This window comes from Streptomyces sp. AC558_RSS880, from assembly GCF_019049255.1.
In the GTDB taxonomy this organism is placed as follows: Bacteria; Actinomycetota; Actinomycetes; order Streptomycetales; family Streptomycetaceae; genus Streptomyces.
The window spans coordinates 52,341-78,218 of record NZ_JAGMUJ010000102.1 but is presented as its reverse complement, the minus strand read 5'-3'; the positions used below and the strand labels follow the sequence as shown (position 1 = coordinate 78,218).

Below are 25,878 nucleotides of genomic sequence, written 5' to 3'. Positions count from 1 at the left end.
CCGTCAGCGCGTCACCGCCTCGTGCACCAGCCGTTTGAGGTCCCGGAAGACGGTGTGGGACGACCTGGGCCGCACCTGTGTGTAGAACTGCACGGTCAGGTCGCGGCCCGGGTCGACCCAGAACGTGGTCGTGGCCACCCCGCTCCAGCCGTAGCTGCCGAGGGCGGACGGGGCCTGCGTACGGGACGGGTCGACGACGACGGAGACGCCGAGGCCGAAGCCGACGCCCTCGTTGCCGGGCACGTCGTGTGCGGGGCGGCTGCCGAAGGCGCGCAGGTCGGCGCCGCCGGGGAGGTGGTTGCGGGTCATCAGGTCCACGGTCGCCGGGGAGAGCAGGCGCACGCCGTCGAGTTCGCCGCGGCGGCGCAGCAGCTCCATGAAGCGGTGGAAGTCGTGGGCGGACGCCACCATGCCGCCGCTGCCGGACAGGAACCGGGGCCGGCCCCGCAGCGGCAGTCCCTCGATCGGCTCGATGCCGCCGTCGTCGGACTCCCCGTACATCTCCGCGAGCCGCTCCGCCTGCTCGTCGGTGACCTGGAACCCGGCGTCCGTCATGCCGAGCGGCCGGAAGATCCGTTCGGCGAGGAACACGTCGAGCGGCCGGTCCGACACCACCTCGACGATCCGCCCCAGCACGTTCGAGGCGACCGAGTAGTTCCACTGCGTGCCCGGATCGAACTGCAGCGGCAGACGCGCGTACACCTCGGTCGTCCCCGCGAGATCCGCACCCGGCGCCACCGACGACTCCAGCCCGGCCTCGCGGTACAGCGCGTCGACGGGATGGGAGTGGTAGAAGGCGAACGTCAGACCGGCGGTGTGCGTCATCAGGTGCCGTACGAGGAGGGGGCCGGCGGGAGGGCGGGTCCGCACCTCGTCACCCGATCCGCTCTCGTACACGCGCGGCCGCGCGAACGCCGGCAGGTGGCGGCCGACCGGGTCGTCCAGTGACAGGCGGCCCTCCTCCACCAGCATCAGCGCGGCGACGGCCGTCACCGGCTTGGTCATGGAGTAGATCCGCCACAGGGTGTCGCTCTCCACGGGCAGCCCCGCCGCCACGTCCCGGGCCCCGTACGCCGTGAGGTGCGCGACGCGCCCGCCCCGGGCGACGGCCACCAGGAACCCGGGCAGCCTCCCCTCGTCGACCAGGCGGGCGAAATGCCGCTCCAGGCGCTCCAGCGCCTCCGCGTCCAGTCCGGCCTCGGCGGGATCGGCCTCTTGCCGCAGCACTGTCATCGCTCTCCTCGAGGGAACGCCGGCCCGGTGCGGGCCGTTGAACGAGTCATGACCCAGGACGCCGAACAGAACGCACTGCTCGCCCTGCTCTCCGAACGGCACGGCGGAGTGCTCGTCACCCTGAAACGTGACGGGCGGCCCCAGCTGTCGAACGTCATGCACGCTTACTACCCCGACGAGCGGGTCGTCCGCGTCTCGCTCACGGACGACCGGGCCAAGACCCGCAACCTGCGGCGCGACCCCCGCGCCTCCTACCACGTCACCACCGACGACCGGTGGGCCTACACGGTCGCCGAGGGCACCGCCGACCTGTCGCCCGTCGCCGGAAACCTGTACGACGGGACGGTGGAGGAACTGATCCGGCTGTACCGCGACATCAACGGCGAGCACGAGGACTGGGACGACTACCGCGCCGCGATGGTCCGCGACCGGCGCCTGGTGCTGCGACTGCGGGTGGAACGGGCGTACGGCATCCCGCGCGGCGCCGGGGCATAGGCCGACCCCGGCGCCGCGCGGCGAGCGGCTCAGCCGCCGACGTACTGGGCGAGGTGCTCACCCGTGAGGCCGGCGCGGGCGGCGACCAGGTCGGCGGGGGTGCCCTCGAAGACGATCCGGCCGCCGTCGTGACCGGCCCCGGGGCCGAGGTCGACGATCCAGTCGGCGTGCGCCATCACCGCCTGGTGGTGCTCGATGACGATGACCGACTTGCCGGAGTCCACGAGCCGGTCGAGCAGGCCGAGCAGCTGCTCCACGTCGGCCAGGTGCAGACCGGTGGTCGGCTCGTCGAGGACGTACACACCGCCCTTGTCGGCCATGTGGACGGCCAGCTTCAGCCGCTGCCGCTCACCGCCGGAGAGCGTGGTGAGCGGCTGGCCGAGGGTGAGGTAGCCGAGCCCGACGTCCGCCATCCGCTCCACGATCCGGTGCGCGGCCGGGAGCCGTGCCTCGCCCTCGCGGAAGAACTCCTCGGCCTCGGTCACCGACATCGCGAGCACCTCGCTGATGTCGCGGCCGCCGAAGCGGTACTCGAGGACCGACGCGTCGAACCGCTTGCCCCCGCAGTCCTCGCAGGGCGTGGCGACACTCTGCATGATCGCCAGGTCGGTGTAGATGACGCCGGCGCCGTTGCAGGTGGGGCAGGCGCCCTCGGAGTTGGCGCTGAACAGCGCCGGCTTGACGCCGTTGGCCTTGGCGAACGCCTTGCGGATCGGGTCGAGCAGTCCCGTGTACGTCGCCGGGTTGCTGCGGCGCGAACCGCGGATCGGCGTCTGGTCCACCGTGACCACGCCCTCGTGGGCGGGGACGGAACCGTGGATGAGGGAGCTCTTGCCGGAGCCGGCGACGCCGGTGACGACGCAGAGCACGCCGAGCGGGATGTCGACGTCGACGTCCTGGAGGTTGTTGGCGTTCGCGCCGCGGATCTCCAGCGCGCCGGTGGCCTCGCGGACCGTCTCCTTCAGCTTGGCCCGGTCGTCGAGGTGGCGGCCGGTGACGGTGTCGCTGGCCCGCAGACCGTCGAGGCTGCCCTCGAAGCAGACGGTGCCGCCCGCCGTGCCGGCCCCGGGACCGAGGTCCACGACGTGGTCGGCGATGGCGATCGTCTCCGGCTTGTGCTCCACCACGAGCACCGTGTTGCCCTTGTCCCGCAGCCGCAGCAGCAGGTTGTTCATCCGCTGGATGTCGTGCGGGTGCAGGCCGATCGAGGGCTCGTCGAAGACGTAGGTGACGTCGGTGAGCGAGGAGCCGAGGTGGCGGATCATCTTGGTGCGCTGCGCCTCACCGCCGGAGAGCGTGCCCGAGGCCCGGTCGAGCGAGAGGTAGCCGAGGCCGATCTCCACGAACGAGTCGAGGGTGTGCTGGAGCTTGGCCAGCAGCGGCGTCACCGACGGCTCCTCCAGCCCGCGGACCCATTCGGCCAGGTCACGGATCTCCATGGCGCAGGCGTCGGCGATGTTGACCTCGCCGATCTTCGAGGAGCGGGCCAGTGCGCTGAGCCGGGTGCCGTCGCACTCGGGGCACTCGGTGAACGTGACCGCCCGGTCCACGAAGGCCCGGATGTGCGGCTGCATCGACTCGCGGTCCTTGGACAGGAACGACTTCTGGATCTTCGGGATCAGTCCCTCGTAGGTGAGGTTGACCCCGTTGATCTTCACCTTGGTCGGCTCGCGGTACAGGAAGTCGTGCCGCTCCTTCTTGCTGTACTCGCGGATCGGCTTCTCCTTGTCGAAGAAGCCCGACTCGGTGATGACCCGCACCACCCAGCCGTCGCCGGTGTAGTTGGGGATGGTGAAGGGGTCCTCGGAGAGCGACTTGGAGTCGTCGAAGAGCTGCGTGAGGTCGATGTCGGAGACGGTGCCCCGGCCCTCGCAGTGCGTGCACATGCCGCCGGTGCGGCTGAAGCTGACCTTCTCGGTCTTGGTCCTGTCGGTCCCGCGGTCGACGGTGAAGCCACCGGTCGCCGAGACCGAGGCGACGTTGAAGGAGTACGCGGCGGGCGGGCCGATGTGCGGCGTGCCGAGCCGGCTGAAGAGGATGCGCAGCATCGCGTTGGCGTCGGTGGCGGTGCCGACGGTGGAGCGGGGGTCGGAGCCCATCCGCTGCTGGTCGACGGTGATGGCGGTGGTCAGGCCGTCGAGCACGTCGACCTCGGGGCGGGCCAGGTTCGGCATGAAGCCCTGCAGGAAGGCACTGTAGGTCTCGTTGATCAGCCGCTGAGACTCGGCGGCGATCGTGTCGAACACCAGGGAGCTCTTGCCCGAGCCGGAGACACCGGTGAACACCGTCAGCCGACGCTTGGGTATCTCGATGCTGACGTCCTTGAGGTTGTTCTCACGCGCCCCGTGCACGCGGATCAGATCGTGGCTGTCGGCGGCGTGCGGCTCGGCCGGCTGCTGCTCTGTCCTCGTGGCCATGCTCATCGTTCTCCATCCGTCGGGCGGGGACCGCGTGCGCGGTCCCCGCCGGCGTCCCCATCGCGGCCAGGCTAGGCTAGGCGGCCCGTCACCACCTGCGCTTCTCGATTCCTGACCGGTCGGGGACGCCCTCGGCGTGGATCAGGCCGTCACCTTCTCCGGCCGCTCCGCGCCCTCCTCGACGGCACGTTCGCCGAGCCGTTCGGTGGGGACGCGATGGGTCTCGCGGGCCGTGACCGCCGCGATGACCGGGGGCACGCACAGGGCGGCCGTGAACAGGGCCACCGCCGTCCAGTCGTCGCCGTCGGGCCCGGCGATCCGCGCGGCGAACGTGACCGCGAACCCGGCCACCGCGAAGCCGATCTGCGTGCCGATCGCCACGCCCGAGAGCCGGACCCGGGTCGGGAACATCTCGCCGTAGAAGGACGGCCACACACCGTTCGCGGCGCTGTAGACCACGCCGAACGCGACGATCCCGAGGAACAGGGTGAGCGGGTAGCTGCCCGTGGAGATCGCCCACAGGTAGAGGAACATCGTCACCGCGCTGCCGACGGCGCCGATCAGATAGACGGGGCGGCGGCCCACCCGGTCGGAGAGCGCGGCCCACAGCGGGATCGCGGCCAGCGCGACGACATTGGCCAGCGCGCCCACCCACAGCATCGACGAGCGGGACATGCCGACCGTGTCACCGGTGGCGTACGCCAGTGCCCACACCGTGAAGATCGTGCTGACCGAGGCGATCAGCGCGCCCGCGACCACCCGCAGGACGTCCGCCCAGTGCTCGCGCAGCAGCACCACCAGCGGCAGCTTCACGACCCCCTCGCCGGCGGTCTGCTGCTCGAACGCCGGCGTCTCGTCCAGCCTGCGGCGGATGACCCACCCGACGACGGCGACCGCGACGCTCAGCCAGAACGGCACCCGCCAGCCCCAGGACAGCAGCTGCTCCTCGGGCAGCGCGGCGATCGGGATGAAGACCAGCGTGGCCAGCAGCTGGCCGCCCTGCGTGCCGCTGAGGGTGAAGCTGGTGAAGAAGCCCCGCCGGTCCGGCGGCGCGTGTTCCAGGGTCATCGAGTTCGCGCTGGCCTGTTCACCGGCCGCCGAGATGCCCTGCAGCACCCGGCACAGCACCAGCAGGACCGGGGCGAGGGTGCCGACCTGGGAGCGGGTGGGCAGACAGCCGATGAGGAAGGTCGACAGGCCCATCAGCATCAGCGTGAAGACCATGATCTTCTTGCGGCCGAGCCGGTCCCCGATGTGCCCGAGGAAGAGCGCGCCGATCGGCCGGGCCGCGTACGCGACACCGAACGTGGCCAGCGACAGCAGGGTCGCGGTGGCCGGGTCGGAGTCGTCGAAGAAGACCTCGGGGAAGATCAGCGCGGCCGCGCTGCCGTAGATGAAGAAGTCGTAGTACTCCAGGGCGCTGCCGATCCAGGCGGCGGCGGCCGCCTTCTTCGGCTGCCCGGGCGGGGAGGCGTCGCGGGGCGGTGCGGGGACGGTCACGGCGTGCTCCTTCGGGGGACTCCACGACGGTACGCGGAGGACGAGCGGAGGGGAGTTGCCGAGGTGCTAATTAACCCACTGGGTAGTTAGTCGCGGCTGGGTAGGGATGCTGCGCCCGGTCGCCCGCACTGTCAAGGGGTCGCGTCGCACGGACCGGCGGACCAGGACCGTGGTCCGGACCTGGACCCGGACCCGGACCCGGACCGGGCCGGACCCGGATCAGGCCGGACCGCCGGTCCGGGCTCAGTCCGCCGGTCCGGGCTCAGTCCGCCGCGCGTTCCGCCGTCAGGTAGGCGATCACCATGTCGCCCAGCATCGCCCGGTAGTGCTCGCGCCGGTCCGGATCCACCAGGTCGCGGCCGAACAGCGCGCCGAAGGTGTGCCGGTTGGACACCCGGAAGAAGCAGAAGGAACTGATCATGGCGTGCAGATCCACGGCGTCGACGTCGGCCGTGAACAGCCCGGACTCCTGCCCGGCCGCCAGGATCCGGCGGATCACGTCCAGCGCGGGCGAGCCCATCCGGCCCAGTTCCTCGGAGGCCGCGATGTGCTCCGCGCCGTGGATGTTCTCGATGCCGACCAGGCGGATGAAGTCCGGGTGCCGCTCATGGTGGTCGAAGGTCAGCTCCGCCAGGCGCCGGATGGCCGCCACCGGGTCCAGGTGGTCCACGTCCAGCTGCTGCTCGGCCTCGCGGATCACGCCGTACGCCCGCTCCAGCACGGCCGTGAACAGCTGCTCCTTGCCGCCGAAGTAGTAGTAGATCATCCGCTTGGTGGTGCGGGTGCGGGCGGCGATCTCGTCGACGCGGGCCCCGTCGTAGCCGGCCCGGGCGAACTCCCGCGTCGCCACGTCGAGGATCTCGGCCCTGGTGCGGGCGGCGTCACGGATGCGCTCGCCGGGCCGTGCCGGTTCTTCGACGCTGGTCATCGCGTTCCTTCGGGCCGAGGGTGCAGTGCCGGTGATTCTAGAAGCAGCCCCTCGCCCGCCCGACGGGTCTTCCCGCGGGTCCGGGACGGCTGATATAGCTAACGTACTGGTTCGTACATTAGTGAGCCGCCTCTGGAGGTCCCCGGTGCTCAAGGACTCGTATCTCGTCGGGCTGATCGGCTCCGGCATCGGCCCCTCGCTCAGCCCCGCGCTGCACGAGCGGGAAGCCGGCCGGCAGGGCCTGCGCTGTCTGTACCGGCTGCTCGACCTCGACACGATCGGTGTCCCGCCCGAGGCGGTGGGCGAGCTGCTGCGCGCCGCCCGGCTGCTCGGTTTCGACGGGCTCAACATCACCCACCCGTGCAAGCGGCTCGTCGTCGAGCACCTGGACGCCCTCGATCCGCGGGCCGAGGCGCTCGGCGCGGTCAACACCGTCGTGTTCGAGGGCGGACGCGCCGTCGGCCACAACACGGACGTCACCGGCTTCGCCGCCGCCTTCGCCCGCGGTCTGCCCGACGCCCCGCTGGAACGGGTCGTGCAGCTCGGCGCGGGCGGCGCCGGCGCGGCCGTCGCGCACGCCACGCTCACCCTCGGCGCCGAACGGGTCACCGTCGTGGACGCGCTGCCCGAGCGGGCCGTCGACCTGGCCGCCGCGCTGGACCGGAGCTTCGGACCGGGCCGCGCCGCCGCCGCGCCCCTCGACCGGCTGCCGGAGCTGCTCGGCGCCGCCGACGGTCACGGCGGCCTCGTGCACGCCACCCCCACCGGCATGGCCGCCCACCCCGGCCTGCCCCTGCCGGCCGGACTGCTGCACCCCGGACTGTGGGTCGCCGAGGTCGTCTACCGCCCGCTGGAGACCGAGCTGCTGCGCACCGCCCGCGCGGCGGGCTGCGCCACCCTCGACGGCGGCGGCATGGCCGCCTTCCAGGCCGCCGACGCGTTCCGCCTGTTCACCGGCCGGGAACCCGACAGCGCGCGGATGCTCGCGGACCTCACCGAACTGACCGACGGCGCCGTCGGGGCGCCGAAGTAGACCGAGAGACCGAGAAGCCCCACGGAAGCAAGAGGTACCGACGTGCGTACGTCCATCGCCACCGTCTCCCTCAGCGGCTCCCTCACCGAGAAGCTCACGGCCGCCGCCCGGGCCGGCTTCGACGGCGTGGAGATCTTCGAGAACGACCTGCTCGCCGCGCCCCTCACCCCCGAGGAGATCCGCGCCCGCTGCGCCGACCTCGGCCTGACCGTCGACCTCTACCAGCCGCTGCGGGACGTCGAGGCCGTGCCCGCGGACCTCTTCGCCCGCAATCTGCGCCGCGCCCGGCACAAGTTCGAGCTGATGCGCAGGCTGGGCGCCGACACGGTCCTCGTCTGCTCCAGCGTCGACCCGTCCGCCGTCGACGACGACGCCCTCGCCGCGCGGCAGCTGAGCGAACTGGCCGACCTGGCCGACGACTTCGGCATCCGGGTGGCGTATGAGGCGCTGGCCTGGGGGCGGCACGTCAGCACGTACGACCACGCCTGGCGCATCGTCGAGGCGGCCGGCCATCCCGCGCTGGGGACCTGTCTGGACAGCTTCCACATCCTCTCGCGCGGCAGTGATCCCGAGGGCATCGAGGACATCCCCGGCGAGAAGATCTTCTTCCTCCAGCTCGCCGACGCCCCGCTGCCCGCGATGGACGTGCTGCAGTGGAGCCGCCACCACCGCTGCTTCCCCGGCCAGGGCGGCTTCGACGTCGCCGGACTGGTCCGGCACGTGCTGCGCACCGGCTACGACGGGCCGCTCTCCCTGGAGGTCTTCAACGACGTCGTCCGGCAGGCCGAGGCCGGCCCGGCCGCCGTGGACGCCCGCCGCTCCCTGCTGATGCTCCAGGAGGAGGTGGGCGTGGCCGAACCGCCCGCCCCCGTCGTGCCCACCGGGTTCGCCTTCGCCGAACTCGTCACGCCCGACGCGGATCCCCTCGCGGGTCTGCTCGACGCGCTGGGCTTCGCCCGCACCGCCCGGCACCGCAGCAAGCCCGTCGACCTGTGGCAGCAGGGCGAGGCCCGGATCCTCGTCAACACCGGGGCGGCGGTACGCCGTGACGGCACCCGGCTCGCGGCCGTCGGCCTCGAGTCACCCGACCCCGCCGGTGCCGCCCGCCGCGCCGAGGCCCTGCTGGCGCCCGTACTGCCGCGCCGCCGGGCCCCCGAGGACGCCCCGCTCGACGCGGTGGCCGCGCCCGACGGCACGGAACTGTTCTTCTGCGGCACCCGGCCCGGGTCCGGCGGCTGGCGGTCCGACTTCGCGGACGTGGAGCACGCCCCCGCCGCCACGGCCGTACGGCACATCGACCATCTCGCCCTCACCCAGCCCTGGCACCACTTCGACGAGGCGGCCCTCTTCCACCGCGGTGTGCTCGGGCTGCTCGCCGACGAGAGCGTGGACCTCGCCGACCCCTACGGTCTGCAGCGCAGCCGCGCGGTCGGCACCGCCGACGGCAGTGTCCGCATCGCCCTCGGTGTCGGTGCCGCGCCCACGGACGACACCGTGCACGCCCAGCACATCGCGCTCGCCACCGACGACGTGGTCGCCGCGGCCCGCCGCTTCCGCGACGCCGGCGGCCGACTGCTGCCGATCCCGGCGAACTACCACGACGACCTCGCCGCCCGCCACGAGTTCGCCGACGGCGAGCTGGAGACCTACCGCGACCTGGGCATCCTCTACGACGCCGACGAGCACGGCACCCTGCGCCACTGCTACACCCTCACCGTCGGCCGCGTCTTCTTCGAGCTCGTCCAGCGCGACGGCGCCCACCGCGGCTACGGCGCCCGCAACGCCCCGGTCCGCCTGGCCGCCCAGCACGCGGCTCAGACGCGCGCGGGCGGCTGAGCGCCCGCCCGTCGCCGAGCCGTGGACGGGGCCCGGCGGGAGCAGGCCGCAGCACCGGGGCTGCCGGCCGGCCTGCTCCTGACGCGCGTCAACGCACACGGGTGACGGGCCGCCACCCTCCTCGGCGCGACGGGCCGGATCGAATCGGGCGGGCCCGGCCCGCCGGCCTCGTGCCGCCAGGCCGCACACGGGCCGTGGTGCGCGCCGCCCGCGACGCGGGCCCGGCCCGCACCCGCCGGTGGCCCGGTGACGGCCGGCCGGCCGCCGCACGTCACGGCCGTGTGTTCCACTCCGCGATCACCGGGCGGCCGTGTTCCGTCGACAGACGGCTCAGGGTGCCCGTCTCCAGGCGGAACAGCCGCCCGGCGGACGGCGGCAGGCCCAGGCGGCGGGCCGTCAGGACGCGGAGCAGGTGGCCGTGCGCCACCAGCATCACGTCCCCCTCCTCCAGCGCCCCGGCCACCCGGGACAGCACCCGGTCCGCGCGCTCGCCGACCTGCTCCGGGGACTCGCCGGGGAACTCCCGGCCGGACGGCACCCCGTCGGTCCACAGATCCCAGCCGGGCCGGGAGCGGTGGATGTCCGCGGTGGTGATCCCCTCGTAGGCGCCGTAGTCCCACTCCCGCAGGTCCGGTTCCGGTATCGCGCCGGTCAGGCCGGCCAGTTCCGCGGTGCGCCGGGCGCGGACCAGCGGGCTGGTGAGGACCAGCCCGAAGGTCCGCCCCGCCAGGAGCGGGGCGAGGGACTTGGACTGGGCCTCACCGGCCGGGGTCAGCGGCAGATCGGTCCGGCCGGTGTGCCGGCCCGCTCTGCTCCACTCCGTCTCGCCGTGCCGCGCCAGCAGCAGATCCCCCACCGGCGTCACGCCTTCTCCGCCGACTCGACGGCGTGGCCGCCGAACTGCTTGCGCAGCGCCGCGATCATCTTCATCTGCGGCGAGTCCTCCTGGCGGGAGGTGAACCGCGCGAACAGGGACGCGGTGATCGCGGGCAGCGGCACGGCGTTGTCGATGGCCGCCTCCACGGTCCAGCGGCCCTCGCCCGAGTCCTCGGCGTACCCGCGCAGCCGCTCCAGGTGCTGGTCCTCGTCGAGGGCGTTCACCGCGAGGTCGAGCAGCCAGGAGCGGATGACGGTGCCCTCCTGCCAGGAGCGGAACACCTCGCGGACGTTGTCCACCGAGTCGACCTTCTCCAGGAGCTCCCAGCCCTCGGCGTAGGCCTGCATCATGGCGTACTCGATGCCGTTGTGGACCATCTTCGCGAAGTGTCCGGCGCCGACCTTGCCCGCGTGGACATAGCCGTACGGTCCCTCCGGCTTGAGCGCGTCGAAGATCGGCTTCAGCCGCTCCACGTGCTCCTCGTCGCCGCCGACCATCAGGGCGTAGCCGTTCTTCAGGCCCCACACCCCGCCGGAGACGCCCGCGTCGACGAAGCCGATGCCCCGGGCGCCCAGCTCCTTGGCGTGCTTCTCGTCGTCCGTCCAGCGGGAGTTGCCGCCGTCGACGACCGTGTCGCCCGGCTTGAGCAGGCTGCCCAGCTGGTCGACGACGCGCTGGGTGGCGGCGCCGGCCGGCACCATCACCCACACCGCGCGCGGCCTGTCGAGCCGGTCGACCAGGTCCGACAAATGGTCGACGTCGGAGAGTTCGGGGTTGGTGTCGTACCCGATGACGGTGTGGCCGGCGTTGCGGAGGCGCTCGCGCATGTTGCCGCCCATCTTGCCGAGACCAACAAGACCGATCTGCATGTCAGTTCACTTCCTGTGTTCGCGGTAGGCGGCCACCAGCGCGGCCGTGGAGGGGTCGAGGCCGGGGACGTCCGCGCCTTCGGTGAGGGCGGGCTCGACGCGCTTGGCGAGGACCTTGCCGAGTTCGACGCCCCACTGGTCGAAGGAGTCGATGTTCCAGATCGCGCCCTGCACGAACACCTTGTGCTCGTAGAGCGCGATCAGCTGGCCGAGCACCGAGGGGGTCAGCTCCGCGGCCAGGATGGTGGTGGTGGGGTGGTTGCCCCGGAAGGTGCGGTGCGGCACCTGCTCCTCGGGCACGCCCTCCGCCCGCACCTCCTCGGCGGTCTTGCCGAACGCGAGGGCCTGGCCCTGCGCGAACAGGTTGGCCATCAACAGGTCGTGCTGCGCCTTGAGTTCGTCGCTCAGCTCGGCGACCGGACGGGCGAAGCCGATCAGGTCGGCCGGGATGAGCTTCGTCCCCTGGTGGATCAACTGGTAGTAGGCGTGCTGCCCGTTGGTGCCGGGCGTGCCCCACACCACCGGTCCCGTCTGCCAGGCGACGGGACGCCCCTGGCGGTCCACCGACTTGCCGTTGGACTCCATGTCGAGCTGCTGGAGGTAGGCGGTGAACTTCGACAGGTAGTGCGAGTACGGCAGCACCGCGTGCGACTGGGCGTCGAGGAAGTTGTTGTACCAGACGCCCAGCAGGCCCATCAGGAGCGGGGCGTTGGCCTCGGCCGGCGCGTTGGCGAAGTGCTCGTCGACGGTTCGGAACCCGTCGAGCATCTCCCGGAAGCGGTCCGGGCCGATGGCGATCATCAGCGACAGGCCGATCGCGGAGTCGTAGGAGTAGCGGCCGCCGACCCAGTCCCAGAACTCGAACATGTTGGCCGTGTCGATGCCGAAGTCCGTGACCTTCTGGGCGTTGGTCGACAGGGCGACGAAGTGCTTGGCGACCGCCTTCTCGTCGCCCCCCAGACCCTTGAGCAGCCAGGTGCGCGCGGACGTGGCGTTGGTGACCGTCTCGATGGTGGTGAACGTCTTGGACGCGACGATGAACAGCGTCTCCGCCGGGTCCAGGTCCAGGATCGCCTCGTGCAGGTCGGCGCCGTCCACGTTGGAGACGAACCGGAAGGTCAGCGAGCGGTCGGTGTAGGCGCGCAGCGCCTCGTACGCCATCGCCGGGCCGAGGTCGGAGCCGCCGATGCCGATGTTGACGACGTTGCGGATGCGCTTGCCGGTGTGGCCCGTCCACTCGCCGGAGCGGACGCGGTCCGCGAAGTCGGCCATCTTGTCGAGCACGGCGTGCACGGCCGGGACGACGTTCTCCCCGTCGACCTCGATCACCGCGTCCCGCGGGGCGCGCAGGGCGGTGTGCAGCACGGCCCGGTCCTCGGTGACGTTGATCTTCTCACCGCGGAACATGGCGTCGCGCAGCCCGAACACATCGGTGGCCTCGGCCAGTTCGAGCAGCAGGGCGAGCGTCTCGTCGTTGACCAGGTGCTTGGAGTAGTCGATGCGCAGGTCGCCCACGCGCACGACGTACCGCTGCGCGCGGGAGGGGTCGTCGGCGAACAGCGTGCGCAGGTCCGGCTGCGGCAGCGCGTCCGCGCGGTGGTTCTCCAGGGCGGCCCACTGGGGGCGCCGGGTCGGCTCGGGGACGTCAGACATGAGCGGGGGTCTCCTCGGTGGCCTCGCCGCGCAGGGCGACGGCGTACATCTCGTCCGCGTCGAGGCGCCTGAGCTCCTCGGCGATGAGTTCGGAGGTGGGACGGACCTTCAGCGCCAGCCGGCGCGCGGGCTGCCCCGGCAGGGTCAGCGTGGCCAGCGGACCCTCGGGACGGTCGATGACGACCTCGCCGTCCGCGGTGCCCAGCCGGACCGCCGTGACCACGGGCCCCGCGGTCACCACCCGGTCGACGGTCACCCGCAGCCGCGCCTCCAGCCAGCGCGCCAGCAGCTCGGCGGCCGGGTTGTCGGCCTCGGCCTCCACGGTCGCCGAGGTCACCGTCGCCCGCGCCTGGTCCAGCGCCGCCGCCAGCATGGAGCGCCACAGCGTCAGCCTGGTCCAGGCGAGGTCGGTGTCGCCGGGGGCGTAGGTGCGCCTGCGGGCCTCGAGCACCTCCATGGGGTTCTCGACCGCGTACAGGTCGGTGATCCTGCGCTGGCCCAGCGCGCCCAGCGGGTCCTGCGCCGGGTTCTCGGGCCCGTCCGCCGGCCACCACACCACCACCGGCGCGTCCGGCAGCAGCAGCGGCAGCACCACCGAGTCGGCGTGCTCGGACACCTCGCCGTACGTCCGCAGCACCACCGTCTCCCCGGTGCCCGCCTCCGAGCCGACCCGGACCTCGGCGTCCAGCCGGGAGTGGGTGCGCTCGCGCGGGGTACGGGTGTGCCGCTTGATCACGACCAGGGTGCGCGAGGGGTGCTCGTGCGAGGCCTCCTCGGCCGCCTTGATCGCGTCGTAGGCGTTCTCCTCGTCCGTGACGATCACCATCGTCAGGACCATGCCCACGGCCGGTGTGCCGATGGCGCGGCGGCCCTGCACCAGCGCCTTGTTGACCTTGCTTGCCGTGGTGTCGGTCAGGTCGATCTTCATGGCCTGCGCCAGCTCCGTCCGTCTCGTGCGAGCATCTCGTCGGCTTCCGCGGGTCCCCAGCTGCCCGAGGTGTACCGCGCCGGCCGGCCGTGCGACGCCCAGTACTCCTCGATCGGGTCGAGGATCTTCCAGGACTCTTCCACTTCCTGGTGACGGGGGAACAGGTTGGCGTCCCCCAGCAGGACGTCCAGGATGAGCCGCTCGTACGCCTCCGGGCTGGACTCGGTGAACGACTCGCCGTACGCGAAGTCCATGGTCACGTCCCGCAGCTCCATCGAGGTCCCCGGCACCTTGGAGCCGAACCGGACCGTCATGCCCTCGTCCGGCTGGACCCGGATGACGACCGCGTTCTGTCCCAGTTCCTCGGTGGCGGTGGTGTCGAAGGGGGAGTGCGGCGCCCGCTGGAACACCACCGCGATCTCGGTGACCCGGCGGCCGAGCCGCTTGCCGGTGCGCAGGTAGAAGGGGACGCCCGCCCAGCGGCGGTTGTCGATGCCCAGCTTGATCGCGGCGTAGGTGTCGGTCTTCGAGGAGGGGTCGATGCCCTCCTCCTCCAGATAGCCGCGCACCTTCGCGCCGCCCTGCCAGGCCCCCTCGTACTGCCCGCGCACCGTGTGCCGGCCCAGGTCGTCCGGGACCTTCACGGCCCGGAACACCTTCAGTTTCTCGGTCAGCAGCGAGGCCGCGTCGAAGGAGGCCGGTTCCTCCATCGCGGTGAGCGCCATCAGCTGCAGGAGGTGGTTCTGGATGACGTCACGGGCGGCGCCGATGCCGTCGTAGTACCCCGCGCGGCCGCCGATGCCGATGTCCTCGGCCATGGTGATCTGCACGTGGTCCACGAAGGACCGGTTCCAGATCGGTTCGAACATCTGGTTGGCGAAGCGCAGCGCCAGGATGTTCTGGACGGTCTCCTTGCCGAGGTAGTGGTCGATCCGGAAGACCTGCTCCGGTTCGAACACCTCGTGCACGATCGCGTTCAGGTCCTGCGCCGACCTCAGGTCGTGTCCGAACGGCTTCTCGATCACCGCGCGCCGCCAGGACCCCTCGGGGGCGTCGGCCAGCCCGTGCTTCTTCAGCTGCTGGACGACCTTCGGGAAGAACCTCGGCGGTACGGAGAGGTAGAAGGCGTAGTTGCCGCTGGTGCCCCGGGAGGCGTCCAGCTCGTCGACGGCCTTGCGCAGCTGGTCGAACGCGTGGTCGTCGTCGAAGTCGCCCGGGACGAACCGCATGCCCTCGGCGAGCTGCTGCCAGACCTCCTCGCGGAACGGGGTGCGCGCGTGCTCCTTGACGGCGTCGTGCACGACCTGCGCGAAGTCCTGGTCCTCCCAGTCCCGGCGGGCGAACCCGAGCAGCGAGAAGCCCGGCGGCAGCAGACCCCGGTTGGCGAGGTCGTACACGGCCGGCATCAGCTTCTTGCGGGACAGGTCGCCGGTCACCCCGAAGATGACCAGGCCGGAGGGGCCCGCCACCCGGGGCAGACGGCGGTCCCGGGGGTCGCGCAGCGGGTTGGCCCAGTCGGCCGGGGGCGCGGGGAGCGTTCTGAGGACCTCCTCCTGCTCCTCGGGCGGCTCCTGTGGAGCGTCCGTCGTCGGTTCGGTCGTCTCGTCGGTCATTCCGCGTCAACTCCCTTGCTGTCGAGCGACTTCGTCACCGCGTCGAGCAGCTCCTGCCGGGCGTCCCCGGGCGTCGTGACGCCCTTGTTCCCTCGCCGTCGCGCCACCTCGTCGTACGGCGACGCCGTGGGGACGGAGCCGGGTGCGGCCAGTGCCTTCACGTCCAGGGTGTCCTTGTCCGCCGGGTCCTTCACCCCGGCGGATGTCCGGCGCTCACCGGAGAAGACCCTCGCGGTTGCTTCACTCACAGTCCTCATCTTCTTTCTCGCGGTCACGGCAACCGCGCGGGGCGGTCGGTGATTCCCCGGCGGCCACGTTGCCGGGGTGACGCCGTACGGGGCGGGTGGCACGCCGCATCACTTCAAGAAGTTCTCGGTTCAAGCAACAACGATGCCGTCATGCGTTCAAGTTTAAAAGTATGATCTTTCTGGTGGTCGGTCCGCTCCGGGTCGACGGGGCGTCCTCGGTGTCGGCGGCCCGCCGCTCCTCGCGCGGTGCCGGGTACCGTGGAACCGCCCTGACCATGCAGTCTGTGGCCGGACGTGCGAAAGAGGGCCCACGCGCACGCGTGGGCCCTCTTCCCCGGCCGGGGAAGGCCGGTGTGGGGGGTGGGACGGTGGGATCAGTGGCCGAAGGTGAACCAGTTGACGTTCACGAAGTCCGACGGCTGGCCGCTGGTGAAGGTCAGGTAGACGTCGTGGGTGCCCGTCACGTCGCTGATGTTCGCCGGGACGGTCCGCCAGGACTGCCAGCCGCCCGTGTTGCCCACGGCGAAGCTGCCGATGGGCGCGTTGCTCCGGCTGTCCAGGCGCACCTCGACCAGCCCGCTGACGCCGGACGCCGCACCGCTCGCCACCCGCGCGGAGAACTGCCGGGCCGGGTTCGAGCCGAAGTTGACGCCCTTGAACTGCAGCCAGTCACCGCCTGCCAGCGCGCCCACGTTCTGGCCGCCGCCGGAGTCGGAGGTGTTCTCCGTCATCGCGCCGCCCTGGCCGTCGTAGGACTCGGCCTGGATGGTGCCGTAGGCGTCGCGGTTGCCGGGGGTGCCGGGGTCGCCGGAGCCGCCGCCACCGGAGGTCAGCACCTGCACGTAGTCGACGAGCATCGAGTGCCCGGGCTGGGTGCCCGCGTCCGGGCCGCCGCCGAAGGCGTCGGGGAAGCCGCCGCCCATCGCCACGTTCAGGATGATGAAGTAGCCGTGGTTCGTCGCGTTGGTCCAGGTCGTCGCGTCGACCTGGTTCTCCCGCACGGTGTGGAAGGTGTTGCCGTCGAGGGAGAAGCGGATCTCCTCCACGCTCGTCGAGCGGTCCCACTCCATCCGGTACGTGTGGAAGCCGGCCTGACAGGTCGTGCCCTGGCAGGTGGTCGAACCGCCGATGCCGCTGGTCTCGTTGCACGGACCGCCCGGTGAGGTGCCGCAGTGCATCGTGGCGAACACGGTGTTGTTGCCCTGCGTGTTCTCCATGATGTCCAGCTCGCCGACGGCGGGCCAGTTCCAGTAGTTGCCCCGGTAGGGGGAGCCCAGCATCCAGAACGCCGGCCAGTAGCCCTTGGCGGCGGCGCCGGTGACGTTCGGCACCTGGATGCGGCCCTCGACGCGGAGCTTGCCGCCGGCCGGGGGCTGGAAGTCGGTGCGGTTGGTCTCGATGCGGCCGGAGGTCCAGTTGCCGGAGGCGTCGCGGCGCGGGGTGATGCGCAGGTTGCCGTTGCCGTCGAGGGAGACGTTGTCCCGGTTGGACGTCATCGTCTCGATCTCACCGGTGCCCCAGTTGGCGGGGCCGCCCGGGTAGCCCTTGCCGGTCGCGTACTGCCAGTGGGAGGTGTTGACACCGCTGCCCGCGGGACCGTCGAAGTCGTCGGCGAAGACCTGGGTCCAGCCCGACGGCGGAGGCGGCACGGAGGCGCTCGCGGACGGGCTCGCCGCCGTGGCCGCGCCCGCGGCGAGGGCGAGCGTGCTGACGACGGCGAGGAGCGCCCGCCGCAGCGGGCGGGGTCTGCGGAGCGTGCGGGGGATGCCGGAGGTGTCACTCATGCGGGGATGCCCTCTCGGGTTCGGACGCCTGTGGTGTGGGGTGTGTTCGAGAGCCCGGAACCTCGCTTGAGAGCGCTCTCAAAGTGACGCCAATGTGCTCTGCGGCGCTTGCGCCGTCAAGAGGTGTAACCGAGAAAGTCCCTGCGGGCGCGGAGAGTTCACGTCTCGAATTGACGCGAATGGGTGCAAGGGGAGTCGTGAACGTCGGGCGGGCGCGACGCCGGGGAGTTCCCGGGCGTCGTGCCCGTCGCTCCGTTCGACCACGCGTGGACGGGGGTGGGTGCCGGGGCGGTCGCGTGGCGGCCGCGGGTCCGTCGTGGCTGATCGCGCGGTTCCCCGCGCCCCTGAAGGGGCGCGGGGCTGTGTCGACATGCGGCTCCGCCGCGTGGGCGCGAAGGCGGACCGGAGGGACATGAGCGGCTCCTCGGGGCGGGGGCCGTACCAGTATCACGAGGAGCCGGGAGCCCGGTCCTCACCGGTGAGAGGGATTTCGCGGCGACTTCGGGCAGGTGGGAGACGCCCCGCCGCGCCGACCGGAAAGAGAGGGCCGGTGATCCGCGGGCGGTGTGCGGAGAGCCGGGCGTCGGGCGGGGAGGGAGCCGGCCCTTCAGGTGTCCCCGCCGTGCGACGGGGCGGCCGGCTGCCAGCCCAGGGCCCGGGAGATGCCGCGGGCCGCGAGGCGCAGGGCCGGGGTCAGGGCGGGGATCCGCGCGTCGGAGCGGGGGACGACGACCGACACCGCGGCGGTCACCGTGCCGTCGGGGCCGCGCACGGGCGCCGCCACCGACAGCGCGTCCGGGGTGACCTGGCGGTCGCTCACCGCGACACCCGAACGCCGCACCTCGGCCAGCACCCGCCGCAGCGGCTCCGGTTCGGTGATCGTGTACGGGGTGAAGGAGGCGAGCGGGCCCGCGCAGTACTCCTCCTGGAAGCCGGAGCCGCTGTGCGCGAGCAGGACGAGACCGACCCCGGTGGCGTGCAGCGGCCAGCGGGCGCCGACCCGGATGTGCACACCTACCGCCGAGCGCCCCGACAGCCACTCGGTGTAGACGACCTCGCTCCCGTCGCGCACCGCCAACTGCACGTTCTCGTGCGTCGCCTCGTACAGGTCCTCCAGGTACGGCAGCGCGACCTGCCGCAGCGCCGGCCCGCGCGGGGCGAGCGCGGCCAGCTCCCACAGCCGCAGCCCGACGTGGTACGCCCCCGACGCGTCCCGCTCCAGCGCCCCCCACCGGGCGAGCTCGCCCACGAGCCGGTGCGCGGTGGTCAGCGTGAGCCCGGCCCGGCGGCTGATGTCCGTCAACGTCAGCGCCGGATGCGCGTGGTCGAAGGCCGCGAGCACGGACAGCAGACGGTCGGGCGCGGAGCGGCTGGTCATGGCCGGCTGTCCTCCAGCGGGTCGGGTCGGCGGAGCGTGCCCGGCGCGGTCGCGCCACGAGTAGGGTCGTCCCGGTTCGTCGTGGCGGGAAGGTGCGGGTGTGAAACTGACGATTCTGGGCGGTGGGGGATTCCGTGTGCCGCTGGTGTACGGGGCGTTGCTCGGGGACCACGCCGAGGGCCGGGTGACCCGTGTCGTCCTGCACGACGTGGACGCCGGGCGGCTGCGCGCGATCGCCCGGGTGCTGGCCGAGCAGGCCGCCGGTGTGCCCGACGCGCCCGGGGTGACCGTCACCACCGACCTCGACGAGGCGCTGCGCGACGCCGCGTTCGTCTTCTCCGCGATCCGCGTGGGCGGCCTCGAAGGCAGGGCGAACGACGAACGGGTCGCCCTGGCCGAGGGCGTGCTCGGCCAGGAGACGGTCGGCGCGGGCGGCATCGCCTACGGTCTGCGCACCGTGCCCGTCGCCGTCGACATCGCCCGGCGGGTGGCCCGCCTCGCCCCCGACGCCTGGGTCATCAACTTCACCAACCCCGCCGGCCTGGTCACCGAGGCCATGTCCCGTCACCTGGGCGACCGCGTCATCGGCATCTGCGACTCACCGGTCGGCCTCGGCCGCCGTATCGCCCGGGTGCTCGGCGCGCGGCCGCGGGAGGCGTGGATCGACTACGTCGGCCTCAACCACCTCGGCTGGGTGCGCGGTCTGCGGGTCGCCGGCCGCGACGAACTCCCGCGCCTGCTCGCCGACCCCGTCCTGCTCGGCTCCTTCGAGGAGGGCAGGCTCTTCGGCGCCGACTGGCTGCGGTCCCTGGGCGCGATCCCCAACGAGTACCTGCACTACTACTACTTCAACCGTGAGGCCGTACGCGCCTACCGGGAGGCGGAGCGGACCCGGGGCGCGTTCCTGCACGACCAGCAGGCACGGTTCTACGCCGGGGTGGCCGACCCCGGCGTCCCCGCCCTGGACCTGTGGAACCGCACCCGTGCCGAACGCGAGGCCACCTACATGGCCGAGAACCGGGAGGCGGCGGGCGCGGGCGAACGCGAGGCCGAGGACCTGTCCGGCGGCTACGAGAACGTGGCGCTCGCCCTGATGCGGGCGATCGCCCGCGACGAACGCGCCACCCTGATCCTCAACGTCCGCAACCGCGGCACCCTGTCCCCCCTGGACGCGGACGCCGTCATCGAGGTCCCCTGCCTGGTGGACGCCAGTGGCGCGCACCCCGTCTCCGTCGACCCGCTGCCCGGCCACGCCACCGGTCTGGTCTGCGCCGTCAAGGCCGTCGAGCGCGAGGTGCTCGCCGCCGCCCGGTCGGGTTCCCGCGCGACGGCCGTCAAGGCGTTCGCGCTGCATCCGCTCGTGGACTCCGTGAACGTGGCCCGCCGTCTCGTCGACGGCTACACCGCCGTCCACCCAGGCCTCGCCTACCTCGGATAGCCGGCGGACACGGCTTCGGGTCGGCCGGTCGCCCCCCGTGACAGCGGCCGACCGACCCGAGCCCCCCGTTCCCCCGTGCTTCCCCCCGGCGGCTTCCCCAAGTCGCCGTCACCATCAAGAGCACGCGACCCGGCTCCTGATACACCCCCGGCGGAAATTTCCCGGAGATTTCCTACGTGCGCGCTCCGGTCGCCGTCCGGGGCTCCACGGACGGGGCCGGAGCCGGTACGGCCCCCAGCGCGGTCGCGGCCGTGGGTACGTCGGCGTGCTGCTGCGGCAGCGTCACCGGCAGCAGCGGACGCGGACCCGACACCACCGTGTAGTCCTGGCCCAGGAACGGCGGCGTCATCTCGCCCGGGTCCTCGCCGAGCGCCAGCCGCACGGCGGCCCACGGGACGTTCAGCCCGCACAGCGACAGCTGGTGCAGCCCACCCGCCGGCCGGGTGTTGACGTCCATGAGCACGGGCCGCTCGCCCAGCATCCGGAACTGGATGTTGGACAGGTGGTGCAGTCCGAAGCCCTCCGCGATCCGCCGGGCCGGCTCCAGCCACTGCTCGTGCAGCGTGAAGCCCCTGCGCCGGCCGTTCTTGGTGCGTCCCACCGCCAGCCGGATCCGGTTGTCGGTCCCGGTGAGGCAGTCCACCGACACCTCGGGCTGCTCCAGCCGGGGCATCACCAGCCAGTCCACCGGGTCGTCGGCCTCCCGCAGGGCGTCCAGCACCAGGCCGAGCGGCACGTACGGGCTCGGGAAGCCGCTCAGCTGGGTGAGCGAGAAGGGCGCGCGGGTGATCACGCGGAAGCCCACCCCGCCCGCGCCGGAGGCGGGCTTGAAGCAGGCCCGATACCCGCGCGCCTCCAACTCGTCGACCACCGCGACGAGTTCGTCCGCACTGCGGACCCGCCACCACGGCGGCACGGGCACCCCGATCGCCTGGACCGCCTCATAGGCGATCACCTTGTCGTGGAACACGGCCACCGCCTCGGGCGGCGGCGCAAGCAGCGCCGTACCGACCGCCTCGAACTCGGCGCGGTGCGCGACGATCGCCGCCTGGTGCAGCCGGGGCACGAACACGTCGATGCCGCGCCGCTCGCACTGGGCGAGCGCGTACTCGACGTACGCCGCCGGGGACAGCCCCTCGGGCTCCAGCTCGGCGGTGTCGGCGGCGGCCAGCACGGGGGAGTCGGGGTCGCCGTGGGTGGCGTGGATCTCGACGGCCCGGTCGCCGGGATTTCTCCGCAGCTGATCCATGAAGAACACGTTCTCCGCGTACGTGCGGTTGAGCCAGACGCGTACGCGAGAGATCATGCAGGCCGCCTTTCGGGGTGTGCGGGCAGGGCTCAGCGGCCCGTCGCCCGGGCAGGAGTGTGGAGGGTCACCAAACCGCCCTGTGCGCAGGGCGTTTCACGGCGGTGGTGTCGGGGCAGACTATACGGCTTCGGCGGCTGCTCCCGTACCACACCCGGAGACGGGGTGCGCTTGTTCCGGCGGCACGGATGTGATCTCGTGGTGGCGTTCGTGACGGCTGAAGGAGCGACGGGTGATGTCGGGGACAGACGAGGGCGGACAGTTGTGGGCCATCAGCGACCTGCACATCGGTTACGCCGAGAACCGCGAGCTGGTCGAACGGATGCGGCCCGAGTCGGACGAGGACTGGCTGCTCGTGGCCGGTGACGTCGCGGAGACCGTGGAGGACGTCCGCTGGGCCCTCAAGACCCTGGCCGGCCGGTTCGCCAAGGTCGTCTGGGTGCCCGGCAACCACGAGCTGTGGACCCATCCGAGCGACCCGGTCACACTGCGCGGCGTCGCCCGCTACGACCACCTGGTCGAACAGTGCCGCGACCTCGGGGTGATCACACCCGAGGACCCGTACCCCGTCTGGGACGGCCCCGGCGGCCCGGTCGCCGTCGCACCGCTGTTCCTGCTGTACGACTACTCGTTCCTGCCGCCCGGGTGCGCCACCAAGGACGAGGGGCTGGAGTACGCGCACGGCACCGGGGTCGTCTGCACCGACGAGCAGCTGCTGCACCCCGACCCGTACCCGAGCCGGGAGGCCTGGTGCCGGGCCCGGGTCGCCGGGACCGAACGCAGGCTGGCCGAGGTGCCGGACGGACTGCCGCTCGTCCTGGTCAACCACTGGCCGCTGCACCGCCATCCGACGGACGTCCTGTGGTACCCCGAGTTCGCCATGTGGTGCGGCACCGTGCTCACCGACGACTGGCACCGGCGGTTCCCCGTCCACACCATGGTCTACGGTCATCTGCACATCCCCCGGAGCACCCGGCAGGACGGGGTCCGCTTCGAGGAGGTGTCGGTGGGCTACCCGCGCGAATGGCGCAAGCGCGAACAGCCTCCGGGACGGCTGCGCCGGATCGTGCCGCGGACGGAGGAGGGGCGATGATCGAGGAACTGCTGCCGCAGACGGTGGTCGCCGTCGAGGCCTACGGCGACGAGGGTGTCGACGCACCGCTGTATCCCGAGGAGGAGGCGCTGCTGGAGCGCGCCGTCCTCAAACGCCGCCGGGAGTTCACCGCCGTACGCTCCTGCGCCCGCCGCGCCATGGAGAAGCTGGGCGTGCCCGCGCGGCCGGTGCTGCCCGGTGAGCGGGGCGCCCCCGTCTGGCCCGACGGGCTGGCCGGCAGCATGACCCACTGCCAGGGCTACTGCGCCGCAGCCCTGGTGCGCGCCACCGACCTGGCGTCCCTCGGCATCGACGCGGAGCCCCACGCTCCGCTGCCCGAGGGTGTCCTGTCCTCCGTGGCGCTGCCGCAGGAGGCGGCGCGGATCGGCGGACTGGCCGAGGAGCTGCCCGCCGTGCACTGGGACCGGCTGCTGTTCAGCGCCAAGGAGTCCGTCTACAAGGCGTGGTTCCCGCTCACCGGGAAGTGGCTGGACTTCCTGGAGGCCGACCTCGACTTCTTCGCCGACCCCGGCGAGCACACCCGCGGCGGCTTCCGGGCCACCCTCCTCGTCCCCGGCCCGCGCGTGGGCACCCGCGTGGTCGACCACTTCACCGGCCGCTGGATCACCGGAGGAGACCTGGTCGCGACGGCGGTCACCGTCCCGCACGTCTGAGCGGGACGGCGGCCGCCGCCCCGGGACACGGCCGGCTACGGCTCGGGGTGCCAGTCGCGCAGCATCCGGAAGAACACCTCCTCGTTGCCGGTCAGGCCTGCCCGGGCCAGGGCGGTCTCCGCCTCGGCGAGCACGGAGGGCGGCACCACCGGGGGCCCGGGAGGCCCCGGTGGGCCCGGCCGGGTGTCGAGGGCGGCGCGCACCGTGTGCAGCAGCCGTAGATAGGCCTGGACGGCGGTGCGCTCGCGGTCGGTCGGTACGGCGGTGGGCATCGCTCGGTTCTCCCCGTGTCGCGGTCGGTGACGATTCGCCTCCAGCTTGCCGCCCACCACTGACAATCGGGTCGCCCCGCGGTCCGGTTCCCCCACCCGGAGGGGCTCGCGCGCCGGGGCGTGCCCGCTCAGCCCTGCGGCCCCAGGTACCCCAGCGACGCCTCGATCCGCCCCGCCAGCCGGTCCCGCCGTACCGGCCCGCGCAGCGACGAACCGGCCAGCCGGGTCCGGCACTTGCTGGCCAGCAGCAGGCCGAAGGCCTCGGCCTCCTTCTCCTCGGCCAGGTCGAACCGGGTGCGCGCGGCGACCTTCAGGACGGCCGCCCGCAGGGTGTCCTCGTCGAGGGCATGACCCAGCAGACGCGTCGCCACCTCGGCGCCCCGGACGTGACGGCGGCCGCGGTGCCCGGCCTGCATGTGCCACAGTTCGTGACCCAGGATCACCAGCTGGTGGTCGGGCGCCGTGCGTTCCTCGATCACGACGAGGTCCTGGTCCGCCATGTCGAGCCACAGCCCGCTCGCCGTCCCGGGCGGGAAGACCGCCGTGCGGAACAGCACGGGCCGGCCGCGGCGCCTGCTCATCGCCTCGCACAGGGCCGCGTACAGGTCGGCGGGCCGCGCCGGGACCGGAAGCGTCAGCTCCGCCAGCAACTCGCCGCACAGGCGGCGCATTTCCCTGCCGATGCCCACTGTCCTCCCCGGGTCAGGCCTTGGGCCGCTGGACACTCTCCAGGAGCATGTCCAGCCACTCCGCGACCTTGTCGCGGTGCTGGTCGGTGGGCAGCTGGGCGGCCCGCCAGGCGATCTGGCGCACCCCGTGGTCCTGCAGCAGCCGCTCCAGCGGGTCGTCGGCCGGCGCCGCCGCCGCCCGCTCCCGGTCCGCGAGTTTCTGCAGCAGCTCCTGCTCGGTGTGCTGGAGCGCGCCCGCGAGCGCCTCGGGGTCCTCGGCGGTGAGGAAACCGGCGTGCACCCGGAAGAACCGCTGGATGGCGTCGCAGTGCTCCATGGTCGGACGCCGGTCGCCGTTGATCAGCGCGCCGGCCTGCTGCCGGGACATGCCCGCGCCGTCGGCGATCTCCTGCTGCGTGTACTTGCGGCCGTTCGGCTTCAGCCGGGTGCGGCGCAGCAGGTCCAGCCGCTGCACGAACCGCGCCTGCACATCGGGCTCGCCCGTGGACCGGCCGCTCAGCAGCGCCTTGACCACGGACTCCGGGACACCGGAAGCGGCGGACAGCCGGCCGACGTCGAAGACCTCGGCGTGCGCCACGCCGAGCCGGTCGGCGAGTGCGGTGACGCGGGCGACGACGGCCGGCAGCGCGGCCGTCGGCGTGGCGCCCGGACCCTCGAAGCCACCCGTCACCGAAAGATCTCCTAGGTCTCTCACAGGCTTCTCACAAGCGATTGCCGTGAACTTCACGGAGACTAGCCGTTGTCTCGAACTCACATCCAGGTCTCGCCACAACTGTGGCCAATTTCAGCCGTCAACCGGCATGGAATGCCACGATAGTTGACACGCATCGCGTGCGGGCAGCAGGATCGGGGCGCCGCGTCAGGGCCGCACAGGCAAGAGGGGTGACCTCCCGATGGCACATCAGGCAGGAGGGCAGCGGCCGGCACCGCGGCCCGTCCCCGGGACTCCCGAGGCCCATGCCTATTTCCAGGACTACGCCGTACTCCTGGAGGCGACCGCCTTCCCCTCCCTGGTGGTCGACCACCGCTGGGACGTGCTGCTCACCAACGCCGCTTTCCGGACACTTTTCCAGGACGTCGAGCCGCATCCGACGGCCCTGCCCTCCGACAACTTCCTCCGGTTCGTCCTCTTCCACCCGGACGCGGCCACGGTGCTCGGCGACCACGAGTCGAGCTGGTGCCTGCCGATGCTGGCCCACTTCGCCGGGACCGTCGAGCGGTACGGCCACGACCACGGGCTGCAGACCATCCGCCGCGACATCGCCCAGGACCCCATCATGGAGGCCGCCTACCGGCACGGACTGCCGCACTGGCTGCGGGCCGTCGGCGAGCAGGCCGCCGAACACGACGGCGCCGTACGGCCGCTGCTCCACCCCGACCCCCGCTGGGGCGCCACGGACTGCCGGATCGTCGCGGAGACGACCCCGGCCCTCCAGGACATGGACTGCACCCGGCTGACGCTGGTCCTGCGCGAGGCGCGCCGCACCCCGTCCGGGGACCGGGGGTCCCGCCGCGCCGCCTCCCACCTGAGAGTGGTCCGCTCCGCCGGCTGAGGCAGCCCCTCGCCGACGGTGTCCGCACTCTTCCCCGGCACAGTGCTGTGTGACATAGTAC

The 25,878-nt window shown here is 72.4% G+C and carries 23 protein-coding genes; 7 read left to right on the top strand and 16 right to left on the bottom strand.

Going from position 1 to position 25,878, the window contains the following annotated elements; translation table 11 throughout:
• Positions 1 to 3: 3 nt before the first annotated feature.
• Complete coding sequence (locus KUM38_RS28095; protein WP_217133226.1) at positions 4 to 1,233, bottom strand: serine hydrolase; 1,230 nt, start codon at positions 1,231 to 1,233, stop codon at positions 4 to 6.
• Positions 1,234 to 1,281: 48 nt separating this feature from the next.
• On the opposite strand from KUM38_RS28095, the gene KUM38_RS28090 reads away from it, so the two are divergent.
• Complete coding sequence (locus KUM38_RS28090) at positions 1,282 to 1,728, top strand: PPOX class F420-dependent oxidoreductase (protein WP_217133224.1); 447 nt, start codon at positions 1,282 to 1,284, stop codon at positions 1,726 to 1,728.
• A gap of 29 nt (positions 1,729 to 1,757) precedes the next feature.
• Here KUM38_RS28090 and KUM38_RS28085 read toward each other — a convergent pair whose 3' ends face one another.
• The 3 genes from KUM38_RS28085 to KUM38_RS28075 all read right to left on the bottom strand — a co-directional run bounded on the left by KUM38_RS28085 (position 1,758) and on the right by KUM38_RS28075 (position 6,573).
• The gene (locus KUM38_RS28085; protein WP_217133218.1) at positions 1,758 to 4,151 is read right to left on the bottom strand and encodes an excinuclease ABC subunit UvrA; all 2,394 of its coding nucleotides are present in this window, start codon (positions 4,149 to 4,151) and stop codon (positions 1,758 to 1,760) included.
• Positions 4,152 to 4,286: 135 nt separating this feature from the next.
• Complete coding sequence (locus KUM38_RS28080; protein ID WP_217133216.1) at positions 4,287 to 5,645, bottom strand: MFS transporter; 1,359 nt, start codon at positions 5,643 to 5,645, stop codon at positions 4,287 to 4,289.
• 262 nt (positions 5,646 to 5,907) lie between these two features.
• Positions 5,908 to 6,573 (bottom strand): TetR/AcrR family transcriptional regulator, encoded by a 666-nt coding sequence (locus KUM38_RS28075; RefSeq protein ID WP_217133214.1) that lies wholly within the window; start codon positions 6,571 to 6,573, stop codon positions 5,908 to 5,910.
• A gap of 145 nt (positions 6,574 to 6,718) precedes the next feature.
• Here KUM38_RS28075 and KUM38_RS28070 point away from each other — a divergent pair, with 145 nt between their 5' ends.
• Together KUM38_RS28070 and KUM38_RS28065 are read left to right on the top strand one after the other, a co-directional pair.
• A complete protein-coding gene (locus KUM38_RS28070) occupies positions 6,719 to 7,606 on the top strand; it encodes a shikimate dehydrogenase (RefSeq protein WP_217133212.1) in 888 nt (295 codons plus the stop codon).
• 42 nt (positions 7,607 to 7,648) lie between these two features.
• On the top strand, positions 7,649 to 9,442 hold the full coding sequence (locus KUM38_RS28065) for a bifunctional sugar phosphate isomerase/epimerase/4-hydroxyphenylpyruvate dioxygenase family protein (RefSeq protein ID WP_217133204.1): 1,794 nt from the start codon (positions 7,649 to 7,651) through the stop codon (positions 9,440 to 9,442).
• Between the two features lie 271 nt (positions 9,443 to 9,713).
• Here KUM38_RS28065 and KUM38_RS28060 read toward each other — a convergent pair whose 3' ends face one another.
• The 8 genes from KUM38_RS28060 to KUM38_RS28025 form a co-directional block, all read right to left on the bottom strand.
• Positions 9,714 to 10,298, bottom strand: a complete 585-nt coding sequence (locus KUM38_RS28060) for a histidine phosphatase family protein (protein WP_217133259.1) — start codon at positions 10,296 to 10,298, stop codon at positions 9,714 to 9,716.
• Between the two features lie 5 nt (positions 10,299 to 10,303).
• A complete protein-coding gene (gene gnd, locus KUM38_RS28055; protein ID WP_217133202.1) occupies positions 10,304 to 11,188 on the bottom strand; it encodes a phosphogluconate dehydrogenase (NAD(+)-dependent, decarboxylating) in 885 nt (294 codons plus the stop codon).
• A 6-nt stretch (positions 11,189 to 11,194) separates the two neighbouring features.
• Positions 11,195 to 12,841, bottom strand: a complete 1,647-nt coding sequence (gene pgi, locus KUM38_RS28050) for a glucose-6-phosphate isomerase (protein WP_217133200.1) — start codon at positions 12,839 to 12,841, stop codon at positions 11,195 to 11,197.
• On the bottom strand, positions 12,834 to 13,769 hold the full coding sequence (gene opcA, locus KUM38_RS28045; protein ID WP_217133198.1) for a glucose-6-phosphate dehydrogenase assembly protein OpcA: 936 nt from the start codon (positions 13,767 to 13,769) through the stop codon (positions 12,834 to 12,836). The genes pgi and opcA overlap by 8 nt, the downstream gene beginning before the upstream one ends.
• Entirely contained in the window at positions 13,766 to 15,382 is a 1,617-nt protein-coding gene (zwf, locus tag KUM38_RS28040) for a glucose-6-phosphate dehydrogenase (RefSeq protein WP_217133196.1), read from the bottom strand. The genes opcA and zwf overlap by 4 nt, the downstream gene beginning before the upstream one ends.
• Complete coding sequence (locus KUM38_RS28035; RefSeq protein WP_217133194.1) at positions 15,379 to 15,630, bottom strand: hypothetical protein; 252 nt, start codon at positions 15,628 to 15,630, stop codon at positions 15,379 to 15,381. The genes zwf and KUM38_RS28035 overlap by 4 nt, the downstream gene beginning before the upstream one ends.
• Positions 15,631 to 16,004: 374 nt before the next feature.
• On the bottom strand, positions 16,005 to 17,414 hold the full coding sequence (locus tag KUM38_RS28030) for a glycoside hydrolase family 16 protein (RefSeq protein ID WP_217133192.1): 1,410 nt from the start codon (positions 17,412 to 17,414) through the stop codon (positions 16,005 to 16,007).
• A gap of 607 nt (positions 17,415 to 18,021) precedes the next feature.
• The gene (locus KUM38_RS28025) at positions 18,022 to 18,792 is read right to left on the bottom strand and encodes an IclR family transcriptional regulator (protein ID WP_217133190.1); all 771 of its coding nucleotides are present in this window, start codon (positions 18,790 to 18,792) and stop codon (positions 18,022 to 18,024) included.
• 100 nt (positions 18,793 to 18,892) lie between these two features.
• Between KUM38_RS28025 and KUM38_RS28020 the strand changes: the two genes are divergently transcribed.
• Positions 18,893 to 20,230 carry a 6-phospho-beta-glucosidase gene (locus KUM38_RS28020; protein WP_217133188.1) on the top strand — a complete coding sequence of 446 codons (1,338 nt, stop codon included), beginning with the start codon at positions 18,893 to 18,895 and terminating at the stop codon, positions 20,228 to 20,230.
• A gap of 172 nt (positions 20,231 to 20,402) precedes the next feature.
• On the opposite strand, the gene KUM38_RS28015 is transcribed toward KUM38_RS28020, so the two are convergent.
• Positions 20,403 to 21,536, bottom strand: coding sequence for an ATP-grasp domain-containing protein (locus KUM38_RS28015; RefSeq protein ID WP_217133186.1), 1,134 nt, complete (start codon positions 21,534 to 21,536; stop codon positions 20,403 to 20,405).
• Positions 21,537 to 21,771: 235 nt separating this feature from the next.
• On the opposite strand from KUM38_RS28015, the gene KUM38_RS28010 reads away from it, so the two are divergent.
• Entirely contained in the window at positions 21,772 to 22,629 is an 858-nt protein-coding gene (locus KUM38_RS28010) for a metallophosphoesterase (protein ID WP_217133184.1), read from the top strand.
• On the top strand, positions 22,626 to 23,303 hold the full coding sequence (locus KUM38_RS28005) for a 4'-phosphopantetheinyl transferase (RefSeq protein WP_217133182.1): 678 nt from the start codon (positions 22,626 to 22,628) through the stop codon (positions 23,301 to 23,303). The genes KUM38_RS28010 and KUM38_RS28005 overlap by 4 nt, the downstream gene beginning before the upstream one ends.
• A 35-nt stretch (positions 23,304 to 23,338) precedes the next feature.
• Here the strand turns inward: KUM38_RS28005 and KUM38_RS28000 are convergent, their stop codons facing one another.
• The 3 genes from KUM38_RS28000 to KUM38_RS27990 form a co-directional block, all read right to left on the bottom strand.
• Positions 23,339 to 23,575, bottom strand: a complete 237-nt coding sequence (locus KUM38_RS28000; protein ID WP_217133172.1) for a hypothetical protein — start codon at positions 23,573 to 23,575, stop codon at positions 23,339 to 23,341.
• Between the two features lie 128 nt (positions 23,576 to 23,703).
• Complete coding sequence (locus KUM38_RS27995) at positions 23,704 to 24,246, bottom strand: toxin-antitoxin system, toxin component (RefSeq protein ID WP_217133255.1); 543 nt, start codon at positions 24,244 to 24,246, stop codon at positions 23,704 to 23,706.
• Between the two features lie 31 nt (positions 24,247 to 24,277).
• Positions 24,278 to 24,934, bottom strand: coding sequence for a helix-turn-helix transcriptional regulator (locus KUM38_RS27990; RefSeq protein ID WP_217133170.1), 657 nt, complete (start codon positions 24,932 to 24,934; stop codon positions 24,278 to 24,280).
• Between the two features lie 223 nt (positions 24,935 to 25,157).
• Here KUM38_RS27990 and KUM38_RS27985 point away from each other — a divergent pair, with 223 nt between their 5' ends.
• A complete protein-coding gene (locus KUM38_RS27985) occupies positions 25,158 to 25,817 on the top strand; it encodes a hypothetical protein (RefSeq protein WP_217133168.1) in 660 nt (219 codons plus the stop codon).
• Positions 25,818 to 25,878 lie beyond the last annotated feature (61 nt).